The sequence below is a fragment of the Ectothiorhodospiraceae bacterium 2226 genome, assembly GCA_013348725.1.
Taxonomy (GTDB): domain Bacteria; phylum Pseudomonadota; class Gammaproteobacteria.
In genome coordinates this window covers 1,649,070-1,664,239 of the sequence record CP054689.1, presented here as the reverse complement: position 1 = coordinate 1,664,239, position 15,170 = coordinate 1,649,070, and the positions used below count along the sequence as shown (strand labels likewise).

Sequence of the window (15,170 nt, the reverse complement as noted above, 5' to 3'; positions counted from 1 at the left end):
CAGGCCCTCCTGCCGACGCGGTGTACCTGTCACCCATGTGCCCGGTCCAAGGTGTTACCTATGTAGCCGGTTTGCACACTCCCCAGCCCTCCCCCACTGACGCGGGGGAGGGAGTAAAGGTGCGCGGGTGCGGCCGGCGTCCGCATGTTGTTTCAATTCCCCCTCCCGCGCCTACGGCCCGGCCCCCTCCCCGCCCTCCCGCACTGGCGCGGGGGTAGGGAGTAAAGGCGCGCGGGTGCGGCAAGCGTCCGCATGTTTCAATTCCCCCTCCCGCGCAGTGGGAGGGGGTTAGGGGGAGGGCCGCCTGCGCAGCAGGCGGGGAAACTTGAAGCCGGCACTGCCCTGCACTGCCCAGTGAGCGGCGCAAATGCACCAGCCGCAATGGCTCCGCGGCGGCTCAGCCGCGCTGGTGCCCCGGCACCCCAAGCCACGCCGCCCATTCCTGGAACAGCGCCTCGTCCAGCGCGGCCACCGAGGAGCGGGGGGCAAGCGAGGGGCGGGAGACGCTCTCGCCATCGAGGGTGGCGGAATGCCCGCCCGCTTCGCGCAGGATCAGCTCACCGGCGGCGTAGTCCCACAGCTTCTGTTTGCCGTGCAGATAGACGTGCACGCGCCCGGCGGCGACCCAGCACCAGTCCAGCGCCACCGAACCGAGGCTGCGCTGCGAGGCATAGGGGGGCTCGCGCACCAGGCGCTCGGCGAGCGCGCGCGGCAGGCGCTTGAGGTCGACCAGCCCGACGCCGCCCCGCAAGGGGGAGGCGGGGCGCACGGTGCCAAGCCGCACACCGTTCAACGACGCACCGCGGCCTTTTTCGGCCGCATAGCACTCGTCGCGCAGCGGGTCGTACACGACGCCCTGCACCACCTCCCCCTCGTGCAGCAAGGCGAGCGAGGTGCAAAAGAAAGGCAGCCCGACGGCGAAGTTGCTGGTGCCGTCCAGCGGATCGAGGCACCACAGCGCACTGGCGGAGTGCTGGATCAGCCCCGCCTGCTCCTCGCACGCCATCTCCTCGCCGAGCAGCGCGACCTCGGGCCAGCGCCGGTGCAGCTCGGCCTGCAATGCGGCCTGCACGGCGTGATCGGCCTCGGTCACGAGGCTGCCGTCGGCCTTGCGGGTGCTGCGCACGTCCTGCGCGCGGGGCAGGATCTCTCGGCGCGCGATGTCGCGCACCACCTCGACGACGGTAGCCAAATCGGGGAGGGTCTTCATCGGCGGGAGTGTTGCAAAAATTCGGTACGCACGCCAGCGGCGGGGCTGAAGCAACCTGCGCAAGGGGCGAAGAAAGCCAAGACCAGTGCCTCGAAGGTGACCTGGAGGAACGCGCGCATCGCTTACGGGGCGGCTCGCGGGTCCGAGACGCTCAGGTCGTGCGGGCAGTCGCTGCTCACCAGCGGGTCAATGGCCTCGATCGGCACGCCGATAGCGTAGCCCTGCACGAGGTCGACGCCTGCGTGGCGCAAGCGTGCGATGCGGGCGCAGTCCTCCACGCACTTGGCGATCACGCGCGCACCGAGTCCGTGGCTCACTTCTACCAGGCTGGTGACCAAACGTTCGCTGGCCTCCTGACTGACCTGGTGCACCAGGCGCGCGTCGAGCTTCACGAAATCGACGCGGAAGCGCTCCAGGGCGTACAGCGCGGAGATACCCACGCCGAAATCGTCGAGGATGACGCGGCAGCCCAGCCCGCGTAGACGCTCCATCAACTCCATGGCCTCGACCTCCTGCAAGGCGGCCATGGTCTCGCTGACCTCGAAGCTCAGGCGGGTCAGATCCACCCCCACCTTCTTTGCCAACTCCTTCACCTCGTCGGCAAGGGCCGGTTCACGCAGCGCCCTGCGCGAGAGGTTGACGGACACCCACACCCGGCTGTCCTGCTCGGCCAGGGAGGCGAGGCGGTGCATCGCCTTGCGGATCACCATGCGGTCGATGGCCACCGAGAGGTCGAACTGATCGGCGTAGTCGAGGAACAAGCGCGCCTCCACGAGCGCCCCATCGCTGGCCTCCATCCGCAGCAAGGCCTCGTAGCCGACGGTCTCGCCGCTGACCAAGTCCAGCACCGGCTGGTAGTGCACGATGAACTGGTCGGTTTCGAGCGCACGGCGTAGCCGCGCCTCCCAGCGCACCCGCTCCTGCACGCGCGCAAGCTCCTGCGAGGAACTGCTGTAGTGGCGCCAAGTGCCCCCGCCGGCGCCCTTCGCTTGGTACATGGCCGCGTCGGCGAAGACGATCAATTCGTCGGCGTTGCGCGTGTCCTGCGGCATCACGGCGATACCGACGCTGGCCGACACGCACCACTCCTGCCCGCCGGCCATCAGCGGCGTCGCGCGCAGGGTCTCGATCAGCTTGTCGCCGACCTCGCCCGCCCGCTGCGCGTCGGTCTCGGGCAGCACCACCGCGAATTCATCGCCGCCCCAGCGGCCGACCGCGTCCGTGTTGCGTAGGCTGGCGCAGATGCGCTCGGCCACGCCGCGCAGGTACTCATCCCCCGCCGCATGCCCGAACCCGTCGTTTACCTGCTTGAAGTGGTCCAGATCCACGAACATCAACGCCACCGGACGGCTGTAGCGGCGCGCGTGCTCCGCCCAACGCGCGAGGTCCTTTTGGATGCGGGCTCGGTTAAACAGGCCGGTGAGGGCGTCGTGTTCGGCGAGATGCAGAATGGTCTCGTTGGCGCGCCGGGTGTCGGCCAGCGCCTGCTGCAGATCGCGCGTCTTGGTTTCGACCTCGGCCTGGATACTCGCCGAGAAGCGCTGGATGCGCACCTGCTGGACGCCCACCAGCCAAGCGAACAGGCCCAGCACCCAGGGGGCGAAGTGAATGATGTAGAGCAGCGGCTCGCTGCGATGCGCCGCGGCCAGCCCTGCGAGCAATCCATTGTGGATCACCAGCCGGCCCGTGGCGCCGAGCACGAGGAAGGCCGCGAGCACGAAACCCGCGCCGAGGACGACACCAGCGATCGCGTAGCGACCGGCCCCCGGGTCCCCTCTCATCGACTGCCTCCCGCCGCCACTGCTGTTAGTTCTTCTTTTACCGCCGCTTGATACCGAATTACAACCGCCGCGGCGCTAAAGTTGGGAAGTGGGCCCCGGAGGCACGGCCGAAACGCCTGGCGGCAGGGCAGGGGGTACCGGGTGCCGAGAGGCGGCGACGTTCGATAGGCCACTCTCGCCAACGATCGACCGCGCAACAAAAACGCCGGCCCCGCGTCGCGGTGGCCGGCGTTCGTGCTACGGGCGCTGAAGCGAACTACGGAGAGACGCCGCTCTCCTGCAGCATGTGCTCGATGGCCGCCTGCAGCTCCTCGTCGGTGACGTTGGGGGCGCCGCCGCGCGGGGGCATGCCGCCGATGCCGGTGATGGCGTTCTGGAGCAGCCCGTCCATGCCGCGCTCGTCGAGGCGTGGCTGCCAATCGCCCGCCTGACCGGTACGCGGCGCGCCGGCCACACCCGCCGTATGGCAGGCGGCGCAGCTCGCGGCGTACACGTCGGCACCGGCGCGGACCTCGCCTTCACCGGCGGCAACCTGGGCCACCTCACCGCTCTGCACGGTTCCGAACGGCGCGATACGCTGCTCGACGGCGGCCTGCTGGCGGGGATCCGGCTCGCGGTCGGGACCGCCGCCGAACAGTGCGTGCATCACCCACAACACCACGGCCGCAACAACACCGAGGATTAGGACCCACTTCAGGATATCGGCCATGGCGTTATCTTGCTGGCTCACGACTACCTCGCTCGAAGGCTCATTAGAAATTGGGGCGCAAGCTACGCGCGAAGGCCGGCATTATAACGGCAAGCGCTAATATAGATAAAGAACCCGTCCCCAATGCGCGCCGGGACGCGCAAGGCCTTACCAGCAGAAAGAAAAAAGCGGCGCGACGTTCACACGCCGCACCGCAAAGCTCCCGACGGAGGGGCTCCCCGACTCAGAAGGCGTAGTGCAGGCCGAGCACGACCGCGTTGTCCTGGCTCACGCCGTCGCGGTCCTTACCACCCAGAATGCCGGTAATGCTCATCTCGGCACCGGTGGTGCCCAAGGTGCGCGACAGGGTGAGATTGAAATGCCGGAAAGCCGAGCTTTCGGCCGTGGCGGGGATGAAGTCGCCGCTGTCGCTGTAGGTGTAGTAGCCGAGCAGCGCGCCGAGGCTGAAGTCGCCCGGCAGCGCCGTCTCGTAGCCGAGGGTCCAGTAGATGTCGCCCCGGTTGCCCCAGGTCACGTCGTCGGCGAGGTAGGCGGCGCCGAGCATGAACGGCCCGTAGGACAGGCTGGCGTAGATCTCCGGGGCGTCCACGTCGTCGCCGGCGTTCAGGTAGGCGTAATACAGCACCCCGAGGTCATAGCCGAAGGCGCCCGCCTCGCCCGCATAGCCCGCGTAGAGGTTGTTCTCCACACCCTGCGCGCCATCCTCGCCGTAGCCGAGGTTGGAGGCCCAGTAGCCGGCGTACATGCCCGAGGCGTGGCCGTACTCCAGCCCCGCCTGCACGGCGACGTTCTCGTTCTCGGGCGCGTTCACGATGCCGCGCAAGACATACTGCGAGAGCACGTCGACCGACCCGCTCACCTCCGCCTGCGCCAGCGAGCTTGCGCCCGCGGCCGGGAATGCCAATACCATGGCCAGCGCCAGCGGTCGCATGGTCGATACTCGTACGTTCTTCATTGCGTCTGTCTCCCAATCACTACCATCGATACACATCGGGCGAACTCACCCGGCCTGAGCACGTCCCTGCACAGCGCCACCAGCTGTGGCTCCCGGGCACAGCACTGCACCCACCGTGCCAATGCGCAGAATCGATGAGAGAACAAAGGGATAACTTGAAGTAGTAACGGCGACCGCGGCCGCCTGCCTCGCCGCAGTGCGCGCGCGTCCACAGCGCGCCCCATGTTGGGGCAGCCCCTCAAGCCAAAGCGGCGGCGCATGGACGTCGCGCGGGGCGAAGAGTATCCTATGCTCCCTTCGCGCGCCCCCGCGCCCGTAGCTCAGCTGGGCGAGGCGGAACCAGGCGAAGATCCAGTGAATCTTCGCCCCGCCGAGCGGGCGAGGCAGGAGCCGAGCCCTGGCGTTTGCGCGCGGTGCTCGACGCAAGGAGCGCGCAAGCGGGTGTTGGCCGCCAACACGACCCGAATGGCGGCACGGTGGTGATCAGAACCACCAGACAATCAGTTCATAGCGCCCGTAGCTCAGCTGGGCGAGGCGGAACCAGGCGAAGATCCAGTGAATCTTCGCCCCGCCGAGCGGGCGAGGCAGGAGCCGAGCCCTGGCGTTTGCGCGCGGTGCTCGACGCAGGAGCGCGCAAACGAGTGTTGGCCGCCAACACGACCCCAATGGCGGCACGGTGGTGATCAGAACCACCAGACAATCAGTTCATAGCGCCCGTAGCTCAGCTGGATAGAGTGTTGGCCTCCGAAGCCAAAGGTCACAGGTTCGAATCCTGTCGGGCGCGCCATTTTTCTTCGCGCCGGCGATGCGCCGGCAGCGACGCATCCCCCTCACCGCCTAGTTTCCACCATTGTCCGCGCCCGCCGCGCGGTGAATCGGTTGAGTTGGTTCATCGCCATACCCGCGGCGCCCGACAGCAGCACGATCACAAAGAACACGGCTAAGCGGGCATCCGACAGCCAGAGCACACCCGCGCAGGCCAGCATGAAGCCGACCTTGATCCCATCTTCGACGATCGATTCGCCGAGGAGCACCAACAGCCCCGCAAACAGCGCCGCGCCCCCTGCCAACCACCAAAGCGCTTTCGGCGCGATCGAGAACCCCATCCACGGCACCAGCCACAGAACAACCGCAGCAACCAGCGCCAAGGTGATGCTGATAAACAGTCCGTCCCGCATTCGCCCCCCCCTCGAGTGATCGTCACCCATAGCCACGTAATCCCCACGGGCGGCTTTCGGCCCGGCGCCGGCCTCCCGCGCGAGCGAGCTCGGCTTGCAGGTGCGCGCCCCCTGCCGCGCGCGGTAGACTCCGACGTGCCCACCACATGCATGGGCGGACATCCTGCCCGACACGGCGACCAGGGTTGATATGAGCCCAAACAACAAACCGCGACGCCGCCTTTACGCGCGCACGAGGGGGGCGAGCATCGTGCTCGCGCTCGCAGCGGCCGCCTTGGTCGCCGGCTGCGGCGGGCCGCAGTTCCTCGTGCACGGCTATCCGCCGCGCGGCGCGGAGATGCCGGAGGTCATGCTCGGCGTCGGCGAGCGCCAGGCCATCGTGCGCCATCGTCTGGGGCCGACCTCCATCGGCGGCGGCTACCACTGGGGGCTGATCGCGGACGATCCCACCGTCGCCGCCATCGGCTATGCCGACGAGGGCGGCCGCTCCACCGCGGTGCTGACGGGTCTCGCGCCGGGCGCCACGCGCGTGTATTACGTCAACCGCCACGCCTATCCCGATCCCACGCGCGCGCGCGGCGCCTACGTGACGGACGAGGAGGCGCCGCCGCACCATGCCGGTTTTCGCGTCACGGTGACGGCGGCTCCCCGCTAGGCCGTGCCGCTCACGCAAGGGCCGGTCTAGCGCCAGGCCGCGCTGACCGGTGTGCAGGTGCCCGATTCGATGACGCGCACGCTCACCGGGCGACGCTCCCCCACGGACACCGACTCGGTGGGCGCGCGCAAGATCAGTTCGCCGCCCGCAACCAGGGGCGCCGGGAGCGGACCCGGCAACAGGCGCGCGCGCACCTCGCCATCCTCCACCCCTGTGACGATCACCTCGGCCTCGAACGGCGGGCCGTAGTGGCATGAGCCGCCCACCTGCCCGTTGCAGGCGGCCAGCATTAGCACGCCCAGCGAAGCCAGTACGAACCATGCCGCGACCCCCGCACACTTTTTCAACGACATCGACTTCCTCCGCATGTCCGCGCGCGGTCGGTCCGCGCCACCCTGCGCGCACCGCGCATCGCGTTCTCTAACCCGCCGCTCCCACGAACCCATCCGGCATACCCAATGTTGAAGATGCGTTCACCCTTTCCCGGCATTAACGTCACGCGACACCCACAGTCCGAAGAGAATCGTCAGGAGGTTCCGCCATGCCGCATTCCAATGCCGTCCGTCCGCTGGCAGTTCTGGCCATGGTCATTGTGCTGTCGCTGACCAGTGGCTGCGCAGGTTTCGGGGAGTTCATGACCGGCCTCGCGGAGGCCATGGAACAGCAAGCCGCCGAGGAAGCGCCGCGGCGCTCGTCCGACAGCTCGGCCGCCGGGATCCGCTAGGCCACCCGTTCAAGCCGCGAAGCGCCGCGTAGCGCGGGCGAAAGCGGGGACAACACCCCCCGCCCGTCCGCCACACCATTCCAAGGCCACGGATGGCCCTGTGTCGGCGGTCGATGGCGCTTGCCGCACCTTCCGCCCGTGGGCGCCGGCCCGTGTAGTGAGAACGCTCGCCCCGACGCCTCACTGTCGGGCCGGCCTCTTGAAAACCTCTTCCTCGTGCCACTTCAGAAAGTCCGCCGTGGGCAGAAACTGCTCACTCTGCGGCGGGATGAGCGCCGCCCCATGGTATGCGAGTAGCCGCGCCTGAATCTGCGGGCTGCCGACGACATGGCGGCTGAACACCACCTCCAAGGTGCGCGGGCGCACGGTGAAGGCGCCGAGGTCAAAGATCTTGTGGTGCAGGGAGCAGAGGGCCAGCCCGTTGCTCTCGACGTCCGGCCCGCCTGCCTGAAACCACTTGATGTGGGCAGCTTCCAGACCGATGACCTGGTTGTTCAACCGAATGTCGTGACCGCAGAGGCAGCAGCGGTACTCGTAGGCCAACAGGACCTTGTCTCGAAACCGAGGATCCCGCCGCCGCTGCGTACGCTCGTCGACACCCGGCGCGACCGGCACCGTGAGACCCACGGCGTCGAGGACATCCCGCTGGATGGAAGCCGGGAAATGGGCGCTGACGATCCGCTGCGCAACCTCGGCGAGCAGGTCAGGATGGGCGGTGAGGGCGTCGCGCACGCGGGGCGCCAACTGACCGCTGATGTCATGCTCGCGCAGCTCGCCGATATTGGGCGTCGCGCCCGCCGGTCGATCGAGCACGCGATCGGGACCATGGAGCTCCCACAGACCATCGCTCTGCAAATGCCAGAACGGGTAGTGGCGGCTCTTCACGGCCCCGCTCGGGCCGAACTCGGCAAGTAGCCGCATGAGCTGGGGTTCGGCCTCGGCATAGGAAATGCGGGCCGGTTCACCGCGCGCGATTCTCCCGAGCTCCATAAGAATCAGCAGCGGCTTGTGGACCGCGCGCCGCTCCTGTTTGCGCCACACGCGAACGCTTTCGAACGCCTGCAGTATTTCGTCGCGAATCACGTCCAATACTTGGCCTTGTCGGGAAGTATCCAGCGCACCCCGCCGCGCGGATCGTCCTGGTCGCCTCGGTAGCGCGGTATGAGGTGGATGTGGAGGTGGGGGATGCTCTGTCCGGCGGCGGGCCCGTCGTTGATGCCGATGTTGTAGGCATCGGGCGCGTGCTCGAGCTGCAGCGCCGCGCGGCACTCGTCCAGCAGCCGAAAGAGCGCGATGCGTTCGTCCTCGTTGGTCTCGAACCATGAACCGATGTGCCGCCGCGGGACGACCAGAGTGTGGCCGGGCGCGACCGGAAAGCTGTCGCGTGCGGCGAGGGCGTAGGCGTTCGACGCCACGATGCGGGACGCCCGCAGCTTGCAGAAAATGCAGTTGCTCATGAGCTTAGCTTACGTGCCCCGGCGGCGGCCTCCAAAGCCCCCGCGTACTTGAGTAGCAGCCGGACGTCAGCGGCTCCGGCGCGCTCGGGTTCGCGCCGATCGCAGATCGGGTCGATGCGCAGATTCACCACCCTTTCGTCCGCGTGGCGTCGAAGCCCCCGCACATGATGTCCACGTGGAAACTCACTGCGGCCCCGTTCTCGCGCGCCTTGCAACTCAGCGCCAAGTACCGCTCGAAGTCCTCGCCGCTGTCCATCAGCTTCTCGGCCGCCCATGCGACCATGTCCCAGTCCCGGCGCTTCTGCGCCGTGGCGACGATCTCTTGCAGGAGCTGCGCCGCCCTCGGCCGGTCTTGGGCAATCCCCTCTCCCCAGTCCAACATCTGGTAGGTCTTGCGCATGGACGGCAAGTGGCCCTGCGCCGCGGCGAGCTCGTACAGGCGGAAGGCCGCTTCGAAGTCCATGCGCGGCCGGCTCCCGAAGCGCTCGGGGCCGCCCGCCAAGGCGAACCTCATCGGAAGCTCGTCGTAAGCGCCGCCCCATCCGTTGCTGTAGGCTTCGGCGAGCATCAAGGTTTCGGTCAAGTGCCCGCGCGTGTAGGCGACGCTCTGCGCGTCGAGCAGGCGCTCGGCGAGTGCCGCCCGCTCGCGGAAGACCTGGCTCGGCTTGGCGGCATTTGCCTCGCGATAGTGGTGCGCGGCCTTGGCGAAGTCCACTGGCAAGCCGCCTCGCCCCTCCATGTACGCCGCGCCGAGGTAGCCGTGGATGTCATCGTAGAGGTTCACCAACGGCGGCAGATAGTCGATCAACCCCTCGTAGCGGCCGGTCCCGTCACTGGTGAAACCGATCATGCCGAGCAGCCGGAAGGCAGGCCCGTAGCCCTGTTCCGCCGACTTCTTCAGGTACTCGATCGCCAGCGCCTCATCCCTCGCCACGACGATCCCGTCGTAGTACATGTCGCCGACGTGGTGCTGCGAGTCGCGCTCGCCCTGGTCGGCCGCCAGCTTGAACAGGCGGAAGGCCTCCGCCGGATCCTTGGACACCCCGCGACCCTGCTGGTACAGGTGACCGAGCAGGTGCTGCGCGTCGCGGTCCCCGCGCTCCGCCGCCAAGCGGTAGAGCCGCGCCGCTTCGCTGAAGTTGTTCTGCGCAAACGCCGCGCGCCCCTGCTGCACGAGTTCGGCGCTCCCGCCCGCCGCCTGCGCATGCACTGCCCCGGCCATAACCAGGGATAGAAAGAAGGTCACCGCGTTGAAATAGCGCATCTTCGTGCACCTCGTTGTTGTTGGAAAAGGCCGTGGGGCAGGTGCCGCCGCTCCGCGCGAGCATGCCGCAAGGGGCGGCGCAAGGGAATCACGCCGCTAAAGACACTCGACCGTTACCTCGATGCCGCGCCCCGGAGCGGTACCGCCCTGCACCGTGGCCGCCTCGTATTCCCAAAGCGCCAAATAGCGAAAATCGCCCCCGCACAATGCGCCTGCCCGCTCCTCCGCCAAGTCGCTCAGCATCAGCGCGGACGCCGCAGCCTCATACCGCAGCCAGAGCGACGACTCCTGCCGCCGCTCCTCCGCATGCCACATCTCCAGCCCCGGAACCTCGACGCACCCCACCGCCGGCGCGGGCGCCAGCGCGCCCGTCGTGAGCGTCATCAGCGCCAAGACGTACAATAAATGCGGCGCCGCCGCCCGCCGTGCCAAGTTCATAGATCGCCCCAAGCCCATCCGCGCATGATCGAATCATGCCCTGCTCAAGCCCGACGCGCATACCCCACATTGGGGATGCCCGACACGCAGCGCGCTGCAAGGTCCGGCAGTGTTAGCTGAATGTTTGCCGGTAATAGTGCGTGCGTCGGCAGCCCCAATGACCAACGTTGAAGGGCAGAGCGGCCCGCAGCCAACCAAGTGGTGACTGCATCCCTCCGAAACCCGGCGCAACTAGGTGCTCAGCAACTTAGGCGCAGTGGCAGGCTCTACAGTTGGCCGTTAAGCGGATCGCTTCAGTTATGCGCGCGTTCGCGCACGTAACGCGCCGAAAGCGCTTTTGTGTGCGCATTCGCTCACCAGCGAGCGGTTATTCCCGATCGGGAAGGCGCTCCGGGCCGCTCTACAGATCCGGTCCGACCGTGAAGCGTGCGTTTGCACCGCGTATTCGCTTCAGATTCTGAAGCGATTGGCGGGCATATTCGCTCCGCGTTACGCGCAGCCCCCATCCCGGCGGCGCGCCGGCTTCGTGCGACGCTCCGTGCCCTACGGAGACGCGGGTGCCTACACTGGCAGGAAGGCGGGCATGGAGCGCGGTTCATGTTGCAGGGTACGGCGGTACGGCGGGGCGGGTCGGGGATTTGGCTGCTCGTGATGATGGTGGTCGCGGCGCTGGCGGTACCGGCGTCGGCGGCGGCTGAGGCGGCGGCGCCGATTACGCTGGACACCCACGGCGGGGACACCTGGACCTTCAGCCAGACGATTACCGGCCAGGTACGCGGCGAGGCGTGCGCGCAGGTGATGGTGCGCGCGCCTCGCGGCGTGGTGGCGGCGGCGCGGGAAGGGGCGCGCTTTGCCGCCGAGGTGGCGCTGCGGGAAGGCGAGAACGCGGTGCAGGCGGTGTGCCTGGACGCGAGCGAGGCGGTGGCGGCGCGCTCGGAGGTCGCGACCTGGACGGTGCGTGCGCCGGACGTGCCGGTGGCGCGGGTGGCGGTGCGCGCGGGCGAGGACGTGGTGGCGCTGGATGCCTCGGGCAGCGATGAAGCGCCGGGCGAGGCGGCGCCGCTGGTGGGTTATGCCTGGGCGGCGCGGGCGGATAACCCGGCGCCGCTGTTGGTGGCGGGGGACGTGCGCGGGCTGCCGGTCGAGCGCGATACGGACGCCGCGCTGCACGTCGAGTTGCCCACGGTGGACGGGGAGTATTTCGTCACCCTGCGCGTGACCGATGCGCGCGGGCGCAGCGACGAGAGCACGGCGGTGTTCGTGGTGGAGGACGGCGCGGCGCGCGCGGTGGACCTCGCGGTATGGGCGCCGGGCTGGGTGGACGAGGCCGTGGTGTACGGCGCGGTGCCCTACTTTCTCGGCGGGGGCTTCGAGGACGTGCGTGCGCACCTCGACGACATCGCCGCGCTGGGGGTGACGACGCTGTGGCTGTCGCCGGTGAGCGAGCCGGCGCCGGACGATTTCGGCTACGCGGTGCGCGACCACTTCGCGGCGCGCGCGGACTACGGCGGCGAGGCGGCGCTGCGCGCGCTGATCGCCGACGCCCAGGCGCGCGGCCTCCGCGTGCTGCTGGACTTCGTGCCGAGCCATTTGTCGGATCGCCACCCGTATCATCTGGATGCCGCGCGCCATGGGAGACGCTCGCCCTACCACGCGTGGTTCGACCGCGACCCGGTGGGCGAGATCACCCACTATTTCGACTGGTACAACCTCAAGAACCTCGACTACGACAACCCGGAGGTGCGCGCCTACGTCATCGCGGCGGCGGCGCACTGGCTGCGCGCGTACGGCATCGACGGCTTCCGCGTGGATGCAAGCTGGGCGGTGAGCGATCGGGCGCCGGGCTTCTGGGCCGCGTTTCGCGCCGAGCTGAAGCGCATCGACCCCGACATCCTGCTGCTCGCCGAGGCCTCGGCGCGCGCGCCGCCGCACCGGGCGCACTTCGACGCCTGGTACGACTGGACGGGGCGCCTGGGCCAGTGGGCCTGGGATGAGGCCTTCGCCGACGGCGCCGTCGAGCTCGCGCGGCTGCGCGCGGCGCTGACGCACCCGGCCGTGCCGCCCGCGGCGGCGGCGCGCACGTTGCGCTTTTTGAACAACAACGACACCGGCGCGCGCTTCATCTCCCGCCATGGCCTGGCGCTGACGCGGGTCGCCGCGGCGCTCACCTTCACGCTGCCGGGCATCCCGCTGGTCTATACCGGCGACGAGGTGGGCGCGGAGTTCGAGCCTTACGGCCCGCGCCCGCCGATCGACTGGGACGACCCGCGCGCACTGCGCCCCTATTACGCGCGGCTTGCGGCGACGCGGGCCTCGCTGCCGGCGCTGCGCGGCGCCGCGCTCCAGGTGCCGGCGCACGACCAGGACGACGCGGTGCTGGTCTTCCTCCGCCCGGCGGTGAAGGGAAGCGAGGCCGCATTAGTGGCGCTGAACTTCAGCGGGGAGGCCCTCGCGGTGACCGTGGACGGTGTGGATCTCGCGGACGCGCACCCGATCTCGCTCGCCGGCGATGCCGACGGGGTCGTGCTCGATGGCGCGACGCTGCACCTGCCGGCCTACGGCGCGGCGGTCCTGCGCGGGCGCTTCTGAGCGCAGCGGCGTTTGGCGCCGCGGCGCCTTTCCGATAGGCTGGCGGCGCACCGCTCCTAACAAGAATCCGCACATGGACATCACGCTGTTACCGCCGCTGTTCGGCATTCTCGGGCTGCTGGCGGCCTACGGGCTCTACCTGCGCGTGCGCCGCTACCCCGCCGGCGCCGGCAAGATCGCCGATATCGCGCAGGCCATCCACCTCGGCGCGATGGTGTTCCTACGCCGCGAGTACTCCATGCTCGCGCTGTTCGTCGCGGTGGTGTTCGCGCTGCTGTGGGTATTTCTGGATGGCGCCTCGGCGATGGCCTTCCTGGCCGGGGCGGGGGCCTCCGGCCTCGCTGGCTACGCGGGCATGTACGCCGCCACCCAGGCCAACGTGCGCACCACGGTGGCGGCGCACACGCGCGGCAGCGCGGCGGCGCTGACGGTCGCCTTCTACGGCGGCTCGGTAATGGGGCTGTCGGTGGCGGCGCTCGGGCTGGTGGGGCTGGGCACCCTGTTCTGGTTCTATTCCGATCCGGCGAGCGCCTACGTGATCCACGGCTTCGGCATGGGCGCGGGCAGCGTGGCGCTGTTCTCGCGCGCGGGCGGCGGCATCTACACCAAGAGCGCGGACGTGGCCGCCGACCTGGTCGGCAAGCTGGAGGCGGGCATTCCCGAAGACGACCCGCGCAACCCCGGTGTGATCGCCGACAACGTGGGCGACAACGTCGGCGACGTGGCGGGCATGGGCTCGGACATCTTCGAGTCCTACGTGGGCGCGATCATCGCCACCATCGCCTTGGCGGCGACGTTGTCGGGGCCCGCGCTGGAGGCGCTCGGCGCGCGCGCGGACCTCATGTTCCTGCCGCTCGCGCTGGCCACCGCGGGTCTGGTGAGCGTGCTGGTCGGCATCGGGCTGGTGCGCGCCTTCGCCGCCCAGGCACCGGCCGCGGCCTTGCGTTGGGGCACCATCGGCTCGGCGGTGCTGTTTATGGCGCTGGCCTGGTTCGTCATCCGTGCGCTCGGCATCGCGCCGGGGGTGTGGGGCGCGGTGCTGGCGGGCGCGGTGGGCGGCGTGGTGATCGGCCTGGTCACCGAGTACTACACCAGCGGGCGCACGGTGCGCCGCATCGCCGAGGCGGGCGAGACCGGCGCGGCCACCGTGGTCATCGCGGGGCTGGCGGCCGGCATGCGCTCGGTGGCGATACCGATCGGCATGATCATCCTCATCATGCTGGTCAGCACCGAGTTCGCCGGGGTGTATGGCGTGGGCATCGCTGCGGTGGGCATGCTGGCCACGGTGGGCATCACCATGTCGGTGGACGCCTACGGGCCGATTGCCGACAACGCCGGCGGCATCGCGGAGATGGGCGGGCTCGGCATCCGCACGCGCCTGATCACCGACGAGCTCGATGAACTCGGCAACACCACCGCGGCGATCGGCAAGGGCTTTGCCATCGGCGGCGCGGCGCTGGCGGCGCTGGCCCTCATCACGGCCTACGTGGAGACCGTCGCGCTGCACGTGCCGGACTTCAACCTCTACCTCGGCGACCCGCGCGTACTGGCGGGGGTGTTCATCGGCGCGGCCTTTCCGTTCATTCTGAGCGCGGTGACCATGACCGCGGTGGGCAGCGCCGCGGTGGAGATGATCCAGGAGATCCGGCGCCAGTTCCGCGAGATCCCCGGGCTGATGGAAGGCACCGCCGCGCCGGATACGGCCCGCTGCGTGGACATCGCCACCACCGCCGCGCTCAAGAAGATGCTGCTGCCGGGGATACTCGCGGTGGCCGCCCCGCCGCTGGTCGGCTTCACCCTCGGCCCGCACGCGCTCGGCGGCATGCTGGGCGGCGCCCTGGTCAACGGCGTGGCGTTGGCGCTGACCATGGTCAATTCCGGCGGCGCCTGGGACAACGCCAAGAAGTCCATCGAACGCGGCGCCCTCGGCGGTAAGGGCTCGCCGGCGCACCACGCCGCGGTGGTCGGCGACACGGTGGGTGACCCGTTCAAGGACACCTCCGGGCCCTCCCTGAACATCCTCATCAAGGTGCTGGCGATGGTCAGCCTGGTGATTGCGCCGCTGTTGCAGTAGGCGCCCGGCGCGCGAGCAACGACCGCCCCCCGCGGCTGCGCCGCGGCCCCCTCCCCAGCCCTTGTCTGTTACAACTTGTCCCACGGCGCGGTAGATCGTCCAAAACCCTTGGACGGTACGAGTCCGTGGGGGAGCT

The 15,170-nt window shown here is 69.1% G+C and carries 14 protein-coding genes and 1 tRNA gene; 5 read left to right on the top strand and 10 right to left on the bottom strand.

Going from position 1 to position 15,170, the window contains the following annotated elements; all coding sequences use genetic code 11:
• Window positions 1–397: 397 nt before the first annotated feature.
• From HUS23_08000 to HUS23_07985, 4 genes are all read right to left on the bottom strand, one after another.
• A complete protein-coding gene (locus tag HUS23_08000) occupies window positions 398–1,210 on the bottom strand; it encodes an inositol monophosphatase (protein QKT03762.1) in 813 nt (270 codons plus the stop codon).
• A gap of 122 nt (window positions 1,211–1,332) precedes the next feature.
• Window positions 1,333–2,991, bottom strand: coding sequence for an EAL domain-containing protein (locus tag HUS23_07995; protein ID QKT03761.1), 1,659 nt, complete (start codon window positions 2,989–2,991; stop codon window positions 1,333–1,335).
• Window positions 2,992–3,247: 256 nt separating this feature from the next.
• Entirely contained in the window at window positions 3,248–3,721 is a 474-nt protein-coding gene (locus tag HUS23_07990) for a cytochrome c5 family protein (protein ID QKT03760.1), read from the bottom strand.
• A 202-nt stretch (window positions 3,722–3,923) separates the two neighbouring features.
• Window positions 3,924–4,655 carry a hypothetical protein gene (locus HUS23_07985; GenBank protein ID QKT03759.1) on the bottom strand — a complete coding sequence of 244 codons (732 nt, stop codon included), beginning with the start codon at window positions 4,653–4,655 and terminating at the stop codon, window positions 3,924–3,926.
• 710 nt (window positions 4,656–5,365) lie between these two features.
• On the opposite strand from HUS23_07985, the gene HUS23_07980 reads away from it, so the two are divergent.
• Window positions 5,366–5,442 (top strand) — tRNA-Arg (locus tag HUS23_07980).
• 43 nt (window positions 5,443–5,485) lie between these two features.
• Here HUS23_07980 and HUS23_07975 read toward each other — a convergent pair.
• Window positions 5,486–5,833, bottom strand: a complete 348-nt coding sequence (locus HUS23_07975) for a hypothetical protein (protein ID QKT03758.1) — start codon at window positions 5,831–5,833, stop codon at window positions 5,486–5,488.
• A gap of 250 nt (window positions 5,834–6,083) precedes the next feature.
• Here HUS23_07975 and HUS23_07970 point away from each other — a divergent pair, with 250 nt between their 5' ends.
• Window positions 6,084–6,488, top strand: coding sequence for a hypothetical protein (locus HUS23_07970; protein QKT03757.1), 405 nt, complete (start codon window positions 6,084–6,086; stop codon window positions 6,486–6,488).
• Between the two features lie 26 nt (window positions 6,489–6,514).
• Here the strand turns inward: HUS23_07970 and HUS23_07965 are convergent, their stop codons facing one another.
• A complete protein-coding gene (locus HUS23_07965; GenBank protein ID QKT03756.1) occupies window positions 6,515–6,841 on the bottom strand; it encodes a hypothetical protein in 327 nt (108 codons plus the stop codon).
• Between the two features lie 188 nt (window positions 6,842–7,029).
• Between HUS23_07965 and HUS23_07960 the strand changes: the two genes are divergently transcribed.
• Window positions 7,030–7,212, top strand: a complete 183-nt coding sequence (locus HUS23_07960; GenBank protein ID QKT03755.1) for a hypothetical protein — start codon at window positions 7,030–7,032, stop codon at window positions 7,210–7,212.
• A gap of 180 nt (window positions 7,213–7,392) precedes the next feature.
• Here HUS23_07960 and HUS23_07955 read toward each other — a convergent pair whose 3' ends face one another.
• From HUS23_07955 to HUS23_07940, 4 genes are all read right to left on the bottom strand, one after another.
• Entirely contained in the window at window positions 7,393–8,295 is a 903-nt protein-coding gene (locus tag HUS23_07955; GenBank protein ID QKT03754.1) for an HNH endonuclease, read from the bottom strand.
• Window positions 8,292–8,669 (bottom strand): HIT family protein, encoded by a 378-nt coding sequence (locus tag HUS23_07950; protein QKT03753.1) that lies wholly within the window; start codon window positions 8,667–8,669, stop codon window positions 8,292–8,294. The genes HUS23_07955 and HUS23_07950 overlap by 4 nt, the downstream gene beginning before the upstream one ends.
• Window positions 8,670–8,793: 124 nt before the next feature.
• Window positions 8,794–9,933, bottom strand: coding sequence for a sel1 repeat family protein (locus tag HUS23_07945; GenBank protein QKT03752.1), 1,140 nt, complete (start codon window positions 9,931–9,933; stop codon window positions 8,794–8,796).
• A gap of 96 nt (window positions 9,934–10,029) precedes the next feature.
• Window positions 10,030–10,371, bottom strand: coding sequence for a hypothetical protein (locus HUS23_07940; GenBank protein ID QKT03751.1), 342 nt, complete (start codon window positions 10,369–10,371; stop codon window positions 10,030–10,032).
• 597 nt (window positions 10,372–10,968) lie between these two features.
• Here HUS23_07940 and HUS23_07935 point away from each other — a divergent pair.
• Entirely contained in the window at window positions 10,969–12,960 is a 1,992-nt protein-coding gene (locus tag HUS23_07935) for an alpha-amylase (GenBank protein ID QKT03750.1), read from the top strand.
• Between the two features lie 73 nt (window positions 12,961–13,033).
• Window positions 13,034–15,034: a sodium-translocating pyrophosphatase gene (locus tag HUS23_07930; protein ID QKT03749.1), complete on the top strand. Its 2,001-nt coding sequence runs from the start codon at window positions 13,034–13,036 to the stop codon at window positions 15,032–15,034.
• Window positions 15,035–15,170: the final 136 nt, after the last annotated feature.

Coding starts and splice junctions, on each gene's coding strand:
- HUS23_07960 (QKT03755.1), top strand. CDS start 7,030: ATGCCGCATTCCAATGCCGTCCGTCCGCTGGCAGTTCTGGCCATGGTC.
- HUS23_07935 (QKT03750.1), top strand. CDS start 10,969: ATGTTGCAGGGTACGGCGGTACGGCGGGGCGGGTCGGGGATTTGGCTG.
- HUS23_07930 (QKT03749.1), top strand. CDS start 13,034: ATGGACATCACGCTGTTACCGCCGCTGTTCGGCATTCTCGGGCTGCTG.
- HUS23_07975 (QKT03758.1), bottom strand. CDS start 5,833: ATGCGGGACGGACTGTTTATCAGCATCACCTTGGCGCTGGTTGCTGCG.
- HUS23_08000 (QKT03762.1), bottom strand. CDS start 1,210: ATGAAGACCCTCCCCGATTTGGCTACCGTCGTCGAGGTGGTGCGCGAC.
- HUS23_07965 (QKT03756.1), bottom strand. CDS start 6,841: ATGTCGTTGAAAAAGTGTGCGGGGGTCGCGGCATGGTTCGTACTGGCT.
- HUS23_07950 (QKT03753.1), bottom strand. CDS start 8,669: ATGAGCAACTGCATTTTCTGCAAGCTGCGGGCGTCCCGCATCGTGGCG.
- HUS23_07940 (QKT03751.1), bottom strand. CDS start 10,371: ATGAACTTGGCACGGCGGGCGGCGGCGCCGCATTTATTGTACGTCTTG.
- HUS23_07985 (QKT03759.1), bottom strand. CDS start 4,655: ATGAAGAACGTACGAGTATCGACCATGCGACCGCTGGCGCTGGCCATG.
- HUS23_07945 (QKT03752.1), bottom strand. CDS start 9,933: ATGCGCTATTTCAACGCGGTGACCTTCTTTCTATCCCTGGTTATGGCC.
- HUS23_07995 (QKT03761.1), bottom strand. CDS start 2,991: ATGAGAGGGGACCCGGGGGCCGGTCGCTACGCGATCGCTGGTGTCGTC.